The organism is Alteromonas sp. ABH4_454 (assembly GCF_056311775.1).
In genome coordinates, this window is the sequence record NZ_CM149972.1 from 845,426 (window position 1) to 861,932 (window position 16,507).

14 protein-coding genes, 1 tRNA gene and 1 pseudogene are annotated in these 16,507 nt (G+C 45.5%); 11 read left to right on the plus strand and 5 right to left on the minus strand.

Translation table 11 applies throughout. The annotated features are described in order from the left end of the window. The first annotated feature begins 1 nt into the window (after position 1). From ACYX4W_RS03755 to glpG, 5 genes are all read left to right on the plus strand, one after another. Positions 2-2,446, plus strand: coding sequence for a bifunctional diguanylate cyclase/phosphodiesterase (locus ACYX4W_RS03755; RefSeq protein WP_476074706.1), 2,445 nt, complete (start codon positions 2-4; stop codon positions 2,444-2,446). Between the two features lie 427 nt (positions 2,447-2,873). Further along, positions 2,874-4,070, plus strand: a complete 1,197-nt coding sequence (locus ACYX4W_RS03760) for a glycine C-acetyltransferase (protein ID WP_476074707.1) — start codon at positions 2,874-2,876, stop codon at positions 4,068-4,070. Next, the gene (gene tdh, locus ACYX4W_RS03765; RefSeq protein WP_476074708.1) at positions 4,067-5,092 is read left to right on the plus strand and encodes an L-threonine 3-dehydrogenase; all 1,026 of its coding nucleotides are present in this window, start codon (positions 4,067-4,069) and stop codon (positions 5,090-5,092) included. The genes ACYX4W_RS03760 and tdh overlap by 4 nt, the downstream gene beginning before the upstream one ends. Beyond that, complete coding sequence (gene glpE / locus ACYX4W_RS03770) at positions 5,092-5,403, plus strand: thiosulfate sulfurtransferase GlpE (protein WP_118490912.1); 312 nt, start codon at positions 5,092-5,094, stop codon at positions 5,401-5,403. The genes tdh and glpE overlap by 1 nt, the downstream gene beginning before the upstream one ends. Positions 5,404-5,561: 158 nt before the next feature. Further along, positions 5,562-6,425, plus strand: a complete 864-nt coding sequence (gene glpG, locus ACYX4W_RS03775; RefSeq protein WP_476074709.1) for a rhomboid family intramembrane serine protease GlpG — start codon at positions 5,562-5,564, stop codon at positions 6,423-6,425. Positions 6,426-6,629: 204 nt separating this feature from the next. On the opposite strand, the gene ACYX4W_RS03780 is transcribed toward glpG, so the two are convergent. After that, positions 6,630-7,043 carry a flagellar basal body-associated protein FliL gene (locus ACYX4W_RS03780; protein WP_476074710.1) on the minus strand — a complete coding sequence of 138 codons (414 nt, stop codon included), beginning with the start codon at positions 7,041-7,043 and terminating at the stop codon, positions 6,630-6,632. A 148-nt stretch (positions 7,044-7,191) separates the two neighbouring features. Between ACYX4W_RS03780 and ACYX4W_RS03785 the strand changes: the two genes are divergently transcribed. The 4 genes and pseudogenes from ACYX4W_RS03785 to ACYX4W_RS03800 all read left to right on the plus strand — a co-directional run bounded on the left by ACYX4W_RS03785 (position 7,192) and on the right by ACYX4W_RS03800 (position 9,463). Beyond that, positions 7,192-7,761 carry a chorismate--pyruvate lyase family protein gene (locus ACYX4W_RS03785; RefSeq protein ID WP_474803170.1) on the plus strand — a complete coding sequence of 190 codons (570 nt, stop codon included), beginning with the start codon at positions 7,192-7,194 and terminating at the stop codon, positions 7,759-7,761. Next, a complete protein-coding gene (gene ubiA, locus ACYX4W_RS03790; RefSeq protein WP_476074711.1) occupies positions 7,758-8,618 on the plus strand; it encodes a 4-hydroxybenzoate octaprenyltransferase in 861 nt (286 codons plus the stop codon). The genes ACYX4W_RS03785 and ubiA overlap by 4 nt, the downstream gene beginning before the upstream one ends. A 277-nt stretch (positions 8,619-8,895) precedes the next feature. After that, a pseudogene (locus ACYX4W_RS03795) lies at positions 8,896-9,132 on the plus strand (type II toxin-antitoxin system RelE/ParE family toxin); the annotation flags it as partial. A gap of 25 nt (positions 9,133-9,157) precedes the next feature. Next, positions 9,158-9,463: a helix-turn-helix domain-containing protein gene (locus ACYX4W_RS03800; RefSeq protein WP_476074712.1), complete on the plus strand. Its 306-nt coding sequence runs from the start codon at positions 9,158-9,160 to the stop codon at positions 9,461-9,463. Positions 9,464-9,573: 110 nt separating this feature from the next. Here ACYX4W_RS03800 and ubiK read toward each other — a convergent pair whose 3' ends face one another. Continuing rightward, positions 9,574-9,825 carry a ubiquinone biosynthesis accessory factor UbiK gene (gene ubiK, locus ACYX4W_RS03805; RefSeq protein WP_012516595.1) on the minus strand — a complete coding sequence of 84 codons (252 nt, stop codon included), beginning with the start codon at positions 9,823-9,825 and terminating at the stop codon, positions 9,574-9,576. A 111-nt stretch (positions 9,826-9,936) separates the two neighbouring features. On the opposite strand from ubiK, the gene rep reads away from it, so the two are divergent. Beyond that, positions 9,937-11,952 (plus strand): DNA helicase Rep, encoded by a 2,016-nt coding sequence (gene rep, locus ACYX4W_RS03810; RefSeq protein WP_476074713.1) that lies wholly within the window; start codon positions 9,937-9,939, stop codon positions 11,950-11,952. A 220-nt stretch (positions 11,953-12,172) separates the two neighbouring features. On the opposite strand, the gene ACYX4W_RS03815 is transcribed toward rep, so the two are convergent. Next, entirely contained in the window at positions 12,173-14,773 is a 2,601-nt protein-coding gene (locus ACYX4W_RS03815; RefSeq protein ID WP_474857203.1) for a sensor domain-containing phosphodiesterase, read from the minus strand. A 102-nt stretch (positions 14,774-14,875) separates the two neighbouring features. Further along, on the minus strand, positions 14,876-15,283 hold the full coding sequence (locus ACYX4W_RS03820) for a c-type cytochrome (RefSeq protein ID WP_014947775.1): 408 nt from the start codon (positions 15,281-15,283) through the stop codon (positions 14,876-14,878). A gap of 265 nt (positions 15,284-15,548) precedes the next feature. On the opposite strand from ACYX4W_RS03820, the gene ACYX4W_RS03825 reads away from it, so the two are divergent. Then, a tRNA-Arg gene (locus ACYX4W_RS03825) sits at positions 15,549-15,625 on the plus strand. 2 nt (positions 15,626-15,627) lie between these two features. Here ACYX4W_RS03825 and ACYX4W_RS03830 read toward each other — a convergent pair. Beyond that, the gene (locus ACYX4W_RS03830) at positions 15,628-16,485 is read right to left on the minus strand and encodes a helix-turn-helix domain-containing protein (protein WP_476074714.1); all 858 of its coding nucleotides are present in this window, start codon (positions 16,483-16,485) and stop codon (positions 15,628-15,630) included. Positions 16,486-16,507: the final 22 nt, after the last annotated feature.

Genomic DNA, 16,507 nt, shown 5'->3' on the forward strand with positions numbered 1-16,507 from the left:
GATGAAGGTTCAGGTATCTTTTACCACGAAAACCATCGCTATTTTACTGGCAATGGTTTTAACCGTTACTATCGTTATATCCACCGTGCTAATTCAAGAGTCTGAAGCACAGGTTGTGATGCAGCAGCGGGAAAGCCAAATTAGCAACCAGCGTAGGGTTCAGCTATTCGAAGACATACTCCATAGCCGTATGATCACCCTCATTGATATCATTAGCCGTAAAAATGGCGCGTATTCTAATAACCTTGATAATTTACATAATACGCTAGATGACTTAAGCGAATACCTAACGCTCAATTTTCAGGTAGAAACCCTTTACTTATTCGATGAAAACGGCGTTGTTGGAAAGCCTACTTACCCCGTTAACGGCACCATCAAGCGGCTTGTAGATTCTACCCGGGCCTCATTTGAAAGTCGTTCGTTACTGGTCTGCGAAAGCGTATGCACTCACTACATTTCTATACCTATAATGGCATCAAGCGAAAAAGTGCCGGTTATTGTCGTGTCGACTTCCATGCGAGAGTTACTGTATTTATTTAGCCGCGCCACCGATGTATATAAAGTCGCGGTTGTTCAGGTAGATGAATCACAGGTTGAAAAACTTGCGTTAAAGGTAGCAAGTCAGGTTTCCGCTGCGAACAAACAATTTTTAAATTCGCTTATTAAGGCATTGCCTGAAAACTGGCGTGTTGACGACCTCGTAATAAAAGGGGTAAACGTAGAGTTAGAAAACCAGCAGCTTCTGGTTAGCCTTTTGCCTTTTGACCATGCGGCAGGCGATCATCCTTATTTGCTTATCGTTCAAGATGTCTCAGCAATGATACGTCAGAACGAGCAATATCAGTACGTGGTTATTTCAAGCGCTATCGCATTATTTCTTCTTTTCTCTTCGTTGCTCTATCTTTTCTTAAATCAATATCGCACAAGGCTTTTAGACATAAGCGAGCGTCTGCCGATGTTGGCTGAACATAAGTTTAGCGAATTCTATACGGTCGCAGCTAAGCGTCGAAAGCAGCCGGTATTTAAGCTAACCGACGAACTCGACGTAGTTGAGGAAGCGGCGAACGATTTAGCGCGCCAGCTAGAAAGCTTTGACGGACAAATGGCAATTAACACCGCTAAGCTAGAAAAAATGGCCATGTTCGACGTGCTGACAGGCCTACCCAACCGCAACATGTTGACCTTTCAAATTGAAAAACAACTGGCTAGCTCAATTCGAGATGACAGGCTAGTAGCGCTCATGTTTATGGATTTAGATGACTTTAAAAAAGTTAACGATAGCCATGGGCACGATGTCGGCGACAAGCTGCTTAAAGCTGCGGCAATGAGAATTTCCCGTCCTATTCGGGAGTCTGATATTGCATCGCGGTTTGGGGGCGATGAGTTTGTTATCTTACTGTCGAATATAGAGAGCAAAAAACATGTCGACACGGTCGCGCAAAAAATTATCGACGAGTTTCAAGAGCCCATTATTGTAGACGGCGTTACGTTTTATGTTTCAATCAGCATTGGTATTGCCATTACTAACCACTCACGCGCTACGCCGGTAGAGCTGCTGCGCCATGCCGATATAGCGATGTACGAAGCTAAGGCGAAAAAAGGTGCTGAGTTTAGGGTATATGACGCCACTATGAACCTTAAGGTAATGCAAAAGGTTGAATTGGAGTCTGAAGCTCGCGAAGCGCTAAGAGGCAATCAGTTTAGCCTTGCCTTGCAACCCCAAATAGACATGCACAGCGGTAAGCTAATGGGCTTTGAAGCACTATTACGCTGGTATCACCCTAAAAAAGGGCATATATCGCCAGGCGATTTTATTCCTCTTCTTGAAAACACGTCATTTATGCTCGAGCTAGATTATTGGGTGATCACGCGTTCCACTCACTTAGTTAACGAGCTCAAAACCAGCGGCTACCCAGACATCAAAGTGGCAATTAACTTATCGGCCGGGCAGTTCCTCGACCCCAGTTTGCCAGAGTTTTTACAGCACCAAATTATTAAAAACGATATCGCTCCCGATCAAGTTTGCTTAGAGCTAACTGAAACCGTGTTGGTCTCTGATATCAAACGGGCTACGGGGATAATGCAAACCATACGTGATATGGGGTGCATGTTAGCGATTGATGACTTTGGAACCGGCTATTCATCTTTAAGTTACTTAAAATCATTACCAGCCGACTTTATAAAAATAGATCGCTCTTTCGTTGCCAACATCGCCAGCAGTGCAGATGACAGAAACATCGTGCATTCCACCATATCCATGGTGCGTAACATGGGCATGCAGGTGGTAGCTGAAGGCATTGAAACCAATGAGCAATACGAGTTGCTTTGTCATTTCGACTGCCATCAGGGCCAGGGCTATCTTATTAGCCGTCCTATACCTGAAGTAAACCTTTGGGACGCATTAAGGGACAAAGTAGAAAACGGTTTTTGGAAAGACTTTGCCTAGGGCCTGTTGACCTTTGGTGTACGAATTTTGGTCTAAATGGAAGCCTTTTAATCGCGAAACAGTCCTGCAAGCCTAGCGGGCTAAGTTAAAGGACTGTGACAAAGAGTAAAAGGCTTCCATAACGACCCCTACGGGCAGCGCCTTTGTGCCATCTATACTGCGTTGAATGTTCTCGATTTAGAACCACTAAACCGTCAAACATTCGCCTTGTCTAGATGGCACACAGACCGCTGCAAAAATGTACAACAAAGGTCAACAGGCCCTAGCACTTAAAACAAATTAGCGTGATTTAAGCATTTTTTGTGAGTGTGCTGAATAATTTACAAACTTAGTCGACAAACCCATTAAATACAGCGCAAGGGTGTGTACCCTTTCATGCGCTTTCATTACACTAGCGGTTTTCATATACCCACACTTGGAGAATGGCATGTCTGCGGCATTTATTTCTCATTTGCAATCGCAAATTGAAGCCACGAAAGAAGATGGTTTGTACAAAAAAGAGCGTGTAATCACGTCGAAACAACAAGCGGATATTGGCGTTGCTGGTGGCGAGCACGTTATTAATTTTTGTGCTAACAACTACCTTGGCCTAGCAAATAATGAAAGCTTAATCGAAGCGGCGAAAGAAGGCTTAGATAGTCATGGCTTCGGCGTAGCATCTGTGCGATTCATTTGCGGAACGCAAGACATTCACAAGCAACTAGAAGCCTCTATCAGCGACTTTTTAGGTACAGAAGATACCATTCTTTATCCGTCTTGTTTTGACGCCAACGGAGGTTTGTTTGAAACCCTTCTTGGACCAGAAGATGCCATTATTTCTGATGCGCTGAATCATGCGAGCATCATTGACGGCGTGCGCTTGTGTAAAGCCAAACGTTACCGCTATGCCAATAACGACATGGCAGCGCTAGAAGAGCAATTAAAGCAAGCTGATGCCGACGGTGCGCGCTTTAAAATCATTGCTACCGACGGCGTATTTTCCATGGACGGCGTTATTGCCGACCTTGCTTCAATCTGCGACCTGGCCGACAAATACGATGCCATGGTAATGGTTGATGACTGCCACGCCACGGGTTTCTTGGGCGAAAATGGTAAAGGTAGCCATGAATACTGCGGTGTAATGGGTCGTGTAGACATTATTACAGGTACTTTAGGCAAAGCCCTTGGTGGTGCGTCAGGCGGTTACACGTCAGGCAAAAAGGAAGTTGTTGAATGGCTACGTCAACGTTCCCGTCCTTACCTATTCTCTAACTCAGTTGCGCCACCTATCGTTTCAGCATCGTTAAAAGTGTTTGAAATGATGAAAGAAGGCGATGAGTTACGCGCTAATCTATGGCGAAATGCCAACCACTTCCGCAAGCGCATGGAAGACGCGGGCTTTACCCTTGCAGGTAAAGATCACGCTATTATTCCGGTAATGCTTGGCGATGCCCGCTTAGCCAGTGAAATGGCTGACAAACTGCTAGAAAAAGGCATTTACGTTATTGGCTTCTCTTACCCTGTTGTACCAAAAGGGCAAGCCCGAATTCGTACGCAAATGTCAGCAGGTCACAGCCTTGAACATGTAGATAAAGCCATCGATGCGTTTATCGAAGTAGGCCGTGAAATGGGAGTGATTTCATGAAGTCGCTGGTAAAAGCAAAAGCGGAAAAAGGCATTTGGCTACAAGACACGCCAAAGCCTGAAGTAGGGCACAACGACCTACTGATTAAAATTCGCAAAACCGCGATTTGCGGTACTGATATGCATATCTACAACTGGGATGAGTGGTCGCAGAACACGATTCCCGTACCAATGGTGGTTGGTCACGAATACGTTGGCGAAGTAGTGGGTATGGGGCAAGAAGTAAAAGGCTTCGAAGTTGGTGACCGTGTTTCTGGTGAAGGTCATATCACCTGTGGTCACTGCCGCAACTGTCGCGCTGGTCGCGTACACTTGTGCCGTAACACTGAGGGTGTGGGTGTAAACCGCCCTGGTGCTTTCGCAGAGTACTTGGTAATTCCAGCATTCAACGCGTTTAAAATTCCAGACAATATCAGCGACGACCTCGCGTCTATTTTCGACCCGTTTGGTAATGCCGTTCACACCGCACTAAGTTTCGACTTGGTAGGTGAAGATGTGCTTATCACGGGTGCTGGACCTATCGGTATTATGGCCGCAGCAGTCGCTAAGCACGTAGGTGCGCGACATGTTGTTGTTACTGACATCAACCCTTACCGTCTTGAGTTGGCTAAAAAAATGGGTGCAACCCGCGCTGTTGACGTAAGTAAAGAAAACTTACAAGACGTTATGGGCGAACTGGGCATGTCAGAGGGGTTCGATGTGGGCCTTGAGATGTCTGGTGTGCCAGTAGCCTTCAGAGACATGCTCGACAAGATGAATCACGGCGGCAAAGTGGCCATGCTGGGTATTCCTCCGCAAGACGTTGCTGTCGACTGGAACCAGGTCATTTTTAAAGGTCTGGTCATAAAAGGTATCTATGGCCGAGAAATGTTCGAGACTTGGTACAAAATGGCGAGCTTACTACAAAGCGGCCTAGATCTTTCTCCCATCATCACTCATACCTTTTCCGTTGATGACTTTCAGAAAGGGTTTGATACCATGGGGTCAGGACACTCAGGTAAAGTTATTTTGGACTGGCAATAATGACAACATTCTCACACATTAGCGTAAACGACGTGGCTAACTTCCAAGGCGACGTAACGATTGTGGATATTCGCGATCCTCAATCCTTTGCTAATGGCCATATGCCCAATGCGGCACCGCTTAACAACGACAACTTTGGGGCGTTTATTGACCAAACACCCAAAGATATCCCAGTTGTTGTAGTGTGTTACCACGGCGTAAGCAGTCAGCAGGCTGCACAAGTGATCGCTCAACAAGGTTTTGAGACCGTTTATAGTATGGACGGGGGCTTTGAAGCGTGGCGACAGGCGAACCCGGTAGTAACCGAATAGCGATTTTATAAAGGTGCACAATGTGCACCTTTATTTTATGTTTTGCAGGTCTTTCACTATTTCAGTATAAAGAGTCAATGACGAGAGCTAGGATTCCGCGCTCTTGCACATCTTTATCGCTTCACACTCTTTTTTGCTTTTGGGGTAACAACTAGCTTATGGGTCATCCTTTAATTGCGTTTAATCAGCAAAGTCCAGCGCACCTTCTTGCCAACTATTTAACCAGTCAGCATATCAACGCCAACGTAGTACAGCACGAAAAAGAGTTTGTGGTTGTGCTGGATAACAATGAGCATATTGACCGCGCAAAAGTTATCGCAGAAGACTTTATAGCAAATCCAACGAACCCTAAATATCAACAAGCGGCATGGGACAATGGTAAGAACGTACAGCTAGCCCCATCAGGTAGCGGCTTTTCGTTAAGAAAAATAATCTCTGATGCCGTTAAAGCGCCATTTACTTCTGTGGTATTTGTGCTGTGTGCTGCAGTTTACCTATTGTCTTTATTTGGGTTATTTGCCCCCATTGCACAGCACTTATTGATGCAGCCGTTTTCTGTCTTGTCACAAAATCACGAGTGGTGGCGGCTGCTGGGCCCGGCGTTCATTCATTTCTCGGCACTTCATATCATATTTAATTTACTGTGGTGGGGCATGCTGGGGGCCAAAATTGAACGTACTCTAGGCATAAGCATGCTGCTTATTGTATTTTTAGTATCGGCCACAATTTCCAATGCCGCTCAAGCGCTATTTAGCGACCCTGTACAAGGTAATCTATTCTTATTTGGCGGCTTGTCTGGTGTGGTGTATGCCGTGATGGGTTTTGTGTGGTGGCTTGGCTGGCTGCGCCCTAGTTGGGGGTTGTCGTTACCGAACTCTATTGTAGGCTTTATGTTGGTTTGGCTGGTCATTGGCTATGCCGACATACTGTGGGTGAGTATGGCAAATGCTGCGCATACGGCGGGGCTTATTTCAGGCTGTTTACTTGCCGCCATACTAAGCTTGGGTTCTGCTAAGCGTTAGCAATTGGCCAGCGCAGGCCTTAGTTTGTATAAGTGCTAGAACGTGCAGGTATCACAACGAAAAGATAGGGAATAGTTAGCCGCACTTACTTAGATATTTGGCGTATTACACGCTAATAAAAAACGGTAAACTGCTATAGAAACAAAAAAGCGAGCTCAGTATTGAAGCTCGCTTTTTCATTGGGTTAGGCAGCAGTTATTCTATTTAAGCACCCTGGTACAAATACTTAGTAAAAATAACGTTTTTAATTACTTCACCACCAGTTTCTTGCTGCATGTGCTCTTGAAGGGCTTTTAAAATAGCGCGGCGAATGTCTTCACGACCGGTTAGTGATTTCACCTTTTCTGCTGGCTGCTGCCCAAAAATTTCAATAGCGGTAGCGCGTAGCAGCGGCATATGGTGTTCAGCAATTTCCAGTTGGTTAACATCGTTAATCATCAACTCTACCGACACGCGAACGTATCCCAGCTTCTGTGCGCTGTCGCTAATATAGTTGGTAACAATTTCTGGCTCTAAGCCCAAATAAGCATAGTTGGCTTTATCTTGTGCCAATGCTGAGCTGCAACCAAAAACAAAAAAGCTAACCGCTAATATACGTAAAATTAGTGACTTAAACATAGTGAAGCCTGAAACACCAAAATAATAAATTCACTTGGTAGTGTAGCAAATCTCTGATCAAACACACTACTGCAAAAGTTTAACCAAGTGAAAATATTCTTACATGACGTGTTATCATACCAACAGATTCATTATTCGGGCTTTTCGTGTGAGTTTTAATGCCACTTTTCCAGTGGGTTTGGCGGTTGACTGGCAAGCACCTTCTGGCATCACAATTCCTAATGCGCAGCTAAAAAATTGGCTTTTAGACACAGGGTCGTTGACCGAGCGGGTGCAATCACTAAGCGATCATTTTTCGCTGGAGCTTATCGGGCAGAGCACGCAAATACCTCACGACAACGAGCTGTCGTTACTTCACAATAACGGTAACACCAGCTATCAAGCCCGTGAAATTCTATTATGTGGCGATCACCAACCCTGGGTGTTTGCACGCTCAATTATCCCCCAAGCATTTGTAGACAGTGAGCTTTCTGACTTAGGTCGCGAGCCACTGGGAAAACGCTTATTTAACGACGCGCGGTTCACCCGTTCACAGTTCCAATTGTGTACTGCCCAAGCCTCCCAGTTTGGCATCAATAGTAACCAAACCTTGTGGGGAAGACGCTCGTTGTTTACGTTAGATAACTACAGCATGATAGTGGCAGAAGTTTTTCTTCCACATTCTCCGGCTTACGGTCAGTCAGCGACAAGCGAAAAAGAAAGCGAACAACAATTATGAAACACAATTGGAATGCATATGCGCGACTTATGCGCCTAGATAAACCCGTAGGTATTTATTTATTGTTGTGGCCTACATTGTGGGCACTGTTAATGGCGGTACAAGGTTTACCGTCTTTAGGCATTACGCTTATCTTTGTGGCTGGTGTAATTGTAATGCGTTCAGCGGGCTGCGTTATCAATGACTATGCTGACAGAAAGGTCGACGGACGCGTAAAGCGCACAACCCAGCGTCCGTTGGCAACTGGCGAAACTAAGCCTAAACAAGCGCTGCAGTTATTCAGCGCACTGATCGCCTTTGCATTTGTGTTAGTGCTGTTTCTTAACTGGCAAACTATCGCGTTATCTGTCGTAGCGCTTTTGCTTGCTGCAAGTTATCCCTTCATGAAGCGTTATACCCACTTGCCGCAGGTGGTATTAGGTGCGGCATTTGGCTGGGCTATACCTATGGCTTTCATGGCCGTGCTAGAAACTGTACCAACGTACGCTTGGTGGTTGTTTATTGCTAACTTACTATGGACAGTAGCGTACGACACCATGTACGCCATGGTAGACCGCGACGACGATTTGCAAATAGGCGTTAAATCTACCGCTATATTGTTCGATAAAAACGACGTGCTAATTGTGATGTTGTTGCAAGCCTGCGCGCTAGCAATTCTGTGGAGTATAGGCGTAACAATCAATGCGACATGGCCTTACTACACGGCCGTGCTGTTTTCTGCTTTGTTATGCGTGCGCCAATATCAACTTATTAAACGCCGCCAGCGTGAAGGCTGTTTCACTGCGTTTATTGAAAACCACTACATTGGTTTAGCCATTACGCTTGGTACGGCGCTGCATTTTTGTTTGGTAAGGTAAAACTTACCAACAGCAAACTTCAACCTGTACCAACGTCCCCTTATAACTTATTTATAGCCAGTCTAAAGTATTCACTAGCTTATACAGGAACGCGCTTCAATCACTAAATGTTTTTAAAGCTGTACACAAATTGTGCTACTAAGTGTTATACTTCAGGTGTCGAATGGAATCTATAGGCATATATAAATTGAAGTGGTTCAAGAGGTGGGCGAGTAAGGAAGGTTTATCAGACAGCGTGCTAAAATTAGCAATTGCAGAAATGTAACAGGGATTAGTTGACGCCGATTTAGGTGCAAACGTGTATAAAAAGCGAGTACCTCTTTTGGGGCAAGGCAAAAGTGGAAGCTTAAGAACCCTCATAGCTTTTCAAGTGGATAATAAAGCCTTTTTTATTTACGGTTTTTCCAAAAGCACCCGCTCTAACATTAGTGTTAAAGAGATGAAGTCTTTAAAACTCTTAGCTAAAGAGCTACTGAACTACAGCGAGGAAAAGCTTAAGAAAGCTATTGATTAAGGTAGTATTGAAGAGGTGAGATAACATGAAAGAAAGCATTTTAGATGTAGTCCATAGTACAGCAAAAGATTTGAGCGAAGCCGGAGTAATGGATAAGCAGACTATGCATAAGTTTGATGCATTATGTTTACCCAAACTCAAGCAATATGATGGACAGCGGATAAAAGCAATACGTGATAAAGCAAGAGTAAGCCAAGCTGTTTTTGCTGCCTATTTAAATATCACGCCATCTACAATCAAGCAGTGGGAGCAGGGGAGCAAAAAGCCTCGAGGTACTTCTTTAAAGCTTCTGAGCCTTGTTGAGCAGAAAGGTCTAGAGATCTTGATGTAACGTTTCTTTTGTTCTGGGCTTTTGCAAAGACAGAAGAGCATTCTTTATCTCATCGGTTTTAACAAAAAAGCGCCATAAAGGCGCTTTCAGGTTTCTAGAAGTACCAATGTCTACTTTTCTGCTAGCTTTGCTTCTAGCTCGGCTATGCGACTTTCCATAGCGTCTAACTTTTCGCGAGTGCGAATAAGCACTTGGCTTTGAATATCGAACTCTTCGCGAGTCACTAAATCAAGTTTCGACAGCTGCGACTGCAATACTGTTTTCACTCGGCCTTCTGCTTCTTCAGCCATGTTTTTAACGCCTGGTGGTACGGCATCAGCAATTTGTTTCGCTAAATCTTCGAGTTTCTTCGGATCCAACATGGAATTCCCTTATAATGCGCAGCTCAAAATATGAAAGCTATTCTATCGGTATCGTCGCGACATGCAATGAAAACCGTGTTACGCCCAAACGTACGTTGTTTTAGGAATTAAATGAAACTAAATGAAGCTCAAGAATCTGCCGTAACCTATGTGTCTGGCCCATGTTTGGTGCTGGCAGGGGCGGGCAGTGGTAAAACCCGTGTAATTACCAACAAGATTGCTCATTTAGTTAGAAACTGCGATATGCCAGCACGCTATATTGCAGCGGTTACTTTCACCAACAAAGCCGCACGTGAAATGAAAGAACGTGTAGCGCAAACCTTGGGTAAGCCAGAAGCTCGAGGGTTAAAGGTATCGACCTTTCACACCATGGGCTTAACTATCATTAAAGCCCATGTAAAAGACTTAGGCCTAAAACAGGGGTTCTCGCTGTTCGATGATAAAGACTCGTTTGCCCTGCTTAACGACCTAACGTCCGACACCCTCGATGGCGATAAAGATCAGCTTCAGCTTCTGCAAAGCTGCATATCGAACTGGAAGAACGACCTTATATTGCCTGACGCCTTATTGAAGTCAGCAACCAGCACGGGCGAACGCGAATTTGCAGAAGCCTACAAGCGTTACCAAGACAACCTAAAAGCCTATAACGCGCTAGATTTTGATGACCTTATCCTGCTGCCCACACTGCTTTTAAAAAGCAGCGAAACGATAAGAGCCAAATGGCAAAGCAAAATTCGTTATCTGCTGGTAGATGAATACCAAGATACCAACACCAGTCAGTACGAGTTAGTAAAGTTACTAGTAGGCGAGCGCGCACGGTTTACCGTGGTTGGCGACGACGACCAGTCTATTTACTCATGGCGTGGCGCGAAGCCGCAAAACCTACATTTGCTGCAAGAAGATTTTCCGCGATTAAACGTGATTAAGCTACAGCAAAACTACCGCTCGTCAGGGCGTATTCTACATTGCGCGAATATTCTTATTCAGAACAACCCGCACTTGTTCGATAAAACCCTGTTCTCTGAACTGCAGTACGGCGAGCCGCTTAAAGTGATAGAGGCGAAGAACGAAGAACATGAAGGTGAGCGGGTGGTGGCAGAACTGCTGGCGCACAAGTTCATGAACCGCACCCAGTTTAAAGACTACGCCATTTTGTATCGCGGGAATCACCAAAGCCGTATTTTCGAAAAGCTGCTAATGAGCAACCGCATTCCTTACAAAATAAGCGGTGGGATGTCGTTCTTTGGTCGAGCTGAAGTGAAAGACATCATGGCCTATTTACGGCTTTTGGTGAATCAGGACGACGATAACGCTTTGCTGCGTATAATAAATACGCCTGGGCGTGGTATAGGCCGCGCTACGCTAGAAAAACTGGGTAACTTTGCCAATAGCTTGGGTGTGTCTATGTTTGAAGCCGCGACCCATCCTAACTTAAACAGCGTGCTGCCTGATAAAGCCTTTCATTCGGTATCGACCTTTGCCCGCTGGGTAGTTGAGTTCTCGGACAACGCTGAACGTGGCAACACTGCAGATGCAGTGCGCACCATGATCCGCACCATGGGTTATGAAGAATGGCTGTATGAAACCAGCGCCAGCCCCAAGGCCGCAGAAATGGCCATGGCCAATGTGAGTACGTTATTTGGTTGGGTTAACGATATGCTGGAAGGCAACGACCTAGACCAACCCATGACTTTAACTGAGGTAGTGAACCGCTTAATTCTGCGCGACATGATGGAGCGAGGTGAAGACGACGGGGAAGGGGACCAGGTTCAGTTAATGACGCTGCATGCTTCTAAAGGTTTGGAATTCCCTATTGTGTTCCTAGTGGGTATGGAAGAGGGCTTATTGCCGCACCAAAGCAGTATTGACGAAGATAACGTAGAAGAAGAGCGCCGACTTGCCTACGTAGGTATTACCCGTGCCCAGCGCGAGCTTATATTCAGCCTTGCCAAAGAGCGCCGACAGTTTGGTGAAGTGATTAACCCCGAGCCAAGCCGCTTTTTATTCGAGCTACCGCCCGATGACGTTCAGTGGGAAAACCAAAAGCCAAAGGCAACGAAAGAAGAGCGCCAGCAAAAAGCACAGGTGGGTATTGCTAACCTAAGGGGTATCTTAGGTAAAAAGTAGTCGGTAAGTATCTAACTCAGATAGCTTTATCAATGAAGACTGGTCGGAATAACCAGAGTGAGAAATTTCCTGGTCATATGTTTTGGGCATACCTTGTTGAGCAAGCATCAGCTGAAAGCGGGTAGTTAGCCTACAAAAGTTACAGATGGCGCGACTTGAATCTTACACCACCTATTTATTTTTTAGTGTAAGGCCTTTTGTTGTAAGTGAGTACTTACTTTTAGCTGGCTAGCAGTGCCATATCAAGCACTTTGGCGTGCTTTAATATCTTGCCCTGACCGTACGAACACTCAATTTCATTTAGGGCGTCAAGCTGGGCTTGGGAATCTACTCCCTCTGCGATCACCTTAAACTTAAGGTGTTCAGAAATAAGCATCACCGATTGAATAAGCTTTAAGTTTCGCTGAGAGCGCGGGAGTGATTTTACAAATCGGTGGTCAATCTTGATGAAGTCGAAGGGGTAAGCAAACAGGTAACTTAGCGAAGCTAATCCACTTCCAAAGTTATCAAGAACAAGGGTTACGCCAGCGCGTTTGAGCTTTTTAATTGCCGGTAAGATAAACTGCGAACGTCGATTTAAGTCATTTTCATCAAACTCAAACACAAGCTGGCTTGGCGTAATGTCAGATGCCGCAATTACGTCTATCATTTGATTAACCATAGAAGCCTGTAATAAGTGGTTAATCGACACATTGACCGCTATTTTGTTAATAGGCTCATCGGTATTCTTGTAGTGGTTTAGTAACTCGCATGCTTTGTTAAGCTGAAATAAATCAAGGTCGAGTGTAAGGCCGCTGTGCTCAGCCACTTCCCTAAACTGCTCACGGGCTATTTTGCCGTAGGCAGGGTGAGACCAGCGAATATACATTTCTTTGTACAGCGTGCTCTTGTCATTTAAGTCAATCACTGGCTGCAAAAAGTAATCAAACTCTTCTTCACGCAGGGCGCGCCTGAATTCATTTTCAAGCTCCAACTCTTCTATCAGCCTTTCGCGCATGCTCTTATCAAACATTACGTAACGGCCACGCCCCAGCGTCTTCGCTTGGTACATGGCGGCGTCGGCATCACGTAATACTTCGTCGGCGCTACGATAATAGGTTTCTAAGTGGGCAATACCCACGCTGGCGCCGGAATACATTTCGCGACCATCCAGTAAGAATGGCTCTGAAATTGAAGAAATGATGCGACTAGCTACTTCTTCTACATCGGCTTCATCTTCGAAGTTATCCAGCAGTACAACAAACTCATCACCTCCTAAGCGGGCTAATAAGTCGTGACCGCGAATACACAGCGCAATGCGTCTTGCGACCTCAATTAAGAACTCGTCGCCCGCGTGGTGACCTAGCGTGTCGTTAATAACTTTGAAGCGATCTAAATCGATAAATAACACCGCGAACAGGTTGTCGCTGTAACGTTGCTTGCTGGCTACGGCTAGCTCCAACCGACTTGTGAACATAGCGCGGTTAGGTAAATCCGTTAACGAGTCGTGGTGGGCGTCGTGGATAAGCTTAAGCTCAATCTCTTTGCGCTCTTCAATTTGCTGCTTTAAAAACTTGTTCGCGCGGTTAAGTTCTGCAGTGCGCTCTTTCACGCGCTCTTCAAGCTCAATGTTATAGCGCTGCATCGACTCGGTGTTACGCTTGCGCTCAATGGCTACCGCAATGTGGTGCGATACAAAGCGAAGAAGCTCTTGGTCGCGGGCATTGTATTTTGCCAGTTTACCGTAGGTTTGAACCGCAATAACCCCGGCTATTTCGCCTTCAACAACAAGCGGTGAACCAAGCCAAGAGTTAGCGCTATTTAGCATGGTCTGAGCAACAGAAACATCGAGGTCTCCCGACTCAGCCAGCTCTAACACCTTCGGCGGGTTTACTAGCTCAGCTTGGCCCGTACGTAACACATATTCGGTAAGCCCTAAGCCGAGCGGCCTGGCACTAATCTCTTTGTTTTTGGTATCGCTGAAGTACGGAAACTCCAACATATCTTTCTCTTTGTCGAGAATAGCTATGTAGCAGTTCGGCGCGCTAATAAGCCGCGCAAGAATATCGTGAAGGCTGGAGTAGAAGGCATCCATATCGCCTTCAAGGTTGGCCGCCAGTTCAGAAATTTCAAACAGCGCTTGCTGCAGCGACTCTACTTTTTGGCGCTCTAAAATTTCTTCTTGAAGATCGTCGTTCGTTTTTCGAAGCTGGCGGGTACGCTCGCGAATAGTGCGTTCGGTAAGCTCTCTGTTTTTTACTCTATCTACGGTAGTAACAATATGCTGGGAAACAAAGAGCAGAACCTCTAAATCTTCCTGAGTGTAGTGCACGCCCTCATCATAAGTTTGCACTACCATTGCCCCAATCACTTGGCTACCGCGTTTAAGAGGAACGCCCAGTAGCTCATAGGGCTGTGAACCTACCAGCTTAATGTCGTGCTCAGAGGCAAAGGTTTCTTCTTCATCGCGCTTATAAAATAAGTAGTTGCCAGTTCTAAGAATATAGCCGGTCATACCGTCCATTAAAGACTCGGCAGGAAGCTGAGGAACGGTTTGTTCGTCGAATTCATCAATAAAATAGGCAAAGTCGACAACGTTGCTTTCAGGTTCGTAAAAGGCAACAAAGAAATTGTCGGCGTTCATGAAATCGGCAATGATTTCGTGAATAGCGGAGTAAAGGCGGTTTAGGTGACTTACAGAGCTGGCAAGTTCGGAAATATCAAAAAGCGCCTTCTGAACACGTTCAGCGCGCTTATATTTGTCGGTGAGTTGTTGGAGCTGCGGTATAAGTTCGCGCAGTTCTTCTTCCGTCAACTCGTGTTGCGTCGAATCTTGTGACATTCCGCTCGCCAGTAAAAAAGTAACGTTTCCCAACCGGTTAACTTACCCGATTAGAGGGTGAAACGCTACTTTTTCCATCAAGTTGTTGTGATCGTGTGGGTATTAGATACCTTCAATCATATACTCAATAGCGGCTTTAATTTCGTCATCAGAACAGTTGCCACAAGTACCGCGAGGAGGCATAGCGTTGATACCGTTCAAAGCGTTTTGCCATACACCGTCAAGACCGCGCTCGTCCAAACGAGGCTGCCAGTCGGCTGCAACGTGAACTTTAGGAGCGCCTAGAACACCTGCAGAGTGGCAAGCAACACACGCAGAGTTGTAAACGTCTTCGCCAGACTTTGCACCGCCAGCTGCGCCAGCGCTACCTTCTGCCGCTGCACCTGCAACATGTACCTGACCTACCGGCTTAATGCGATCGGCAATTTCATCGTTACTCATTTCTTGTGCTTGTGCTGCAAAAACAGTTAGCGCAGTAGCAGCAACAGTTAACCAAGTCTTTAATTTCACATCTGTCTCCAGGCAATGATGAATTTGTTTAAAATATAACTGGCCAGATTATAACGGTTAATTGGGGCTGAACAACTATTTGAGGCCAATTACCCATAAAAAGTAAGGATTTTTAACACTTCTGCCAAGCCATCTAAAGAGATTTTAATAAATGAGTTGAAGCCAGCCCGTGGCGTCAGTATTATTACGCCCCGTTTGCAGCATACGTGTAGTGACGTAGTTCGTTGTTGTAAACGCTCGGTGATTATCTCACCGGTTCTACAAACCGCCCTTAGCTCAGCTGGATAGAGCGCGGCCCTCCGGAGGCCGAGGTCAGAGGTTCGAATCCTCTAGGGCGGGCCATTTTATTTGTGGTTTTTGCGGAAACTAGAAGGTGTATAGTGAGTCGCTTTCTTAAAGAATTTAGTGAAATGTGCTTGGTCTTGAAAACCCAGCCGCTCTGCTACGGTAGAGATGTTGATATTCGAAAAAATCAAAAGCCTTTTCGCCTCATCCAATAAATATCTGTAAATCAATTCTGAAGCGCTTGATTGAGAATACTGCCTGCAAATTACATTAAGATGAGCGCTACTTACTCCTATCTTATTCGCGTACCATTTTACTTGGTGTTGTTCGCAACCATACTTCTTAATTAGCATCTCGTAAAAGCGGACTTTATGTTCAGATCTAGACGGCTTAATCACAGGTTGACTTGTTGATGGCTCAACCCTACCGAGAGTAATTAAAAGTTGTTGAAGTAACGCTATTGTCATAGCCCCGCTACAAGCGAAGACGTTCCGAGCTTCGTCTTCCAGCTTTTGGCACAAATAAACGATATCATGTATGTACTTTCCGTCTAAACTCCCTATCAATGCATCGTCAATGAAACCCAAGCAATCTACATTCTGTGCTATTTGTTTTACCACGGGTGAAACAACAGATAATACATGCCCTTTCGACCCCACGTCCCAATCAAACCCATGAACAACATTTTCAGGTATAAAAAGCGCGCAGGGAGCGGTCACTATCGTATTTCTGTCATCGAGTTGAACTCTACAACCGCCGGTCGTGATAACAAAAATTTGGCAAAGCGCCTTGTGACGATGAGGTAGTATCTTCCACCCGTGTTGTTGGCTACGAACGGTCAGTGCTTCGCTATGAAAGAAAGCTTCGAACTCGTCAAAGCTATTCTCTACATAGAGCTCGAGATTTTTAGCGGTCAATTTTGACCTCCGTTGTGAACCA

What these genes read in the sequence shown, in the direction of transcription:
- ACYX4W_RS03755 (WP_476074706.1), top strand. Translation starts at nt 2, where the DNA reads ATGAAGGTTCAGGTATCTTTTACCACGAAAACCATCGCTATTTTACTG.
- glpE (WP_118490912.1), top strand. Translation starts at nt 5,092, where the DNA reads ATGACAACATTCTCACACATTAGCGTAAACGACGTGGCTAACTTCCAA.
- ubiK (WP_012516595.1), bottom strand. Translation starts at nt 9,825, where the DNA reads ATGTTGGATCCGAAGAAACTCGAAGATTTAGCGAAACAAATTGCTGAT.
- tdh (WP_476074708.1), top strand. Translation starts at nt 4,067, where the DNA reads ATGAAGTCGCTGGTAAAAGCAAAAGCGGAAAAAGGCATTTGGCTACAA.
- ACYX4W_RS03760 (WP_476074707.1), top strand. Translation starts at nt 2,874, where the DNA reads ATGTCTGCGGCATTTATTTCTCATTTGCAATCGCAAATTGAAGCCACG.
- glpG (WP_476074709.1), top strand. Translation starts at nt 5,562, where the DNA reads ATGGGTCATCCTTTAATTGCGTTTAATCAGCAAAGTCCAGCGCACCTT.
- ACYX4W_RS03815 (WP_474857203.1), bottom strand. Translation starts at nt 14,773, where the DNA reads ATGTCACAAGATTCGACGCAACACGAGTTGACGGAAGAAGAACTGCGC.
- ACYX4W_RS03800 (WP_476074712.1), top strand. Translation starts at nt 9,158, where the DNA reads ATGAAAGAAAGCATTTTAGATGTAGTCCATAGTACAGCAAAAGATTTG.
- rep (WP_476074713.1), top strand. Translation starts at nt 9,937, where the DNA reads ATGAAACTAAATGAAGCTCAAGAATCTGCCGTAACCTATGTGTCTGGC.
- ubiA (WP_476074711.1), top strand. Translation starts at nt 7,758, where the DNA reads ATGAAACACAATTGGAATGCATATGCGCGACTTATGCGCCTAGATAAA.
- ACYX4W_RS03780 (WP_476074710.1), bottom strand. Translation starts at nt 7,043, where the DNA reads ATGTTTAAGTCACTAATTTTACGTATATTAGCGGTTAGCTTTTTTGTT.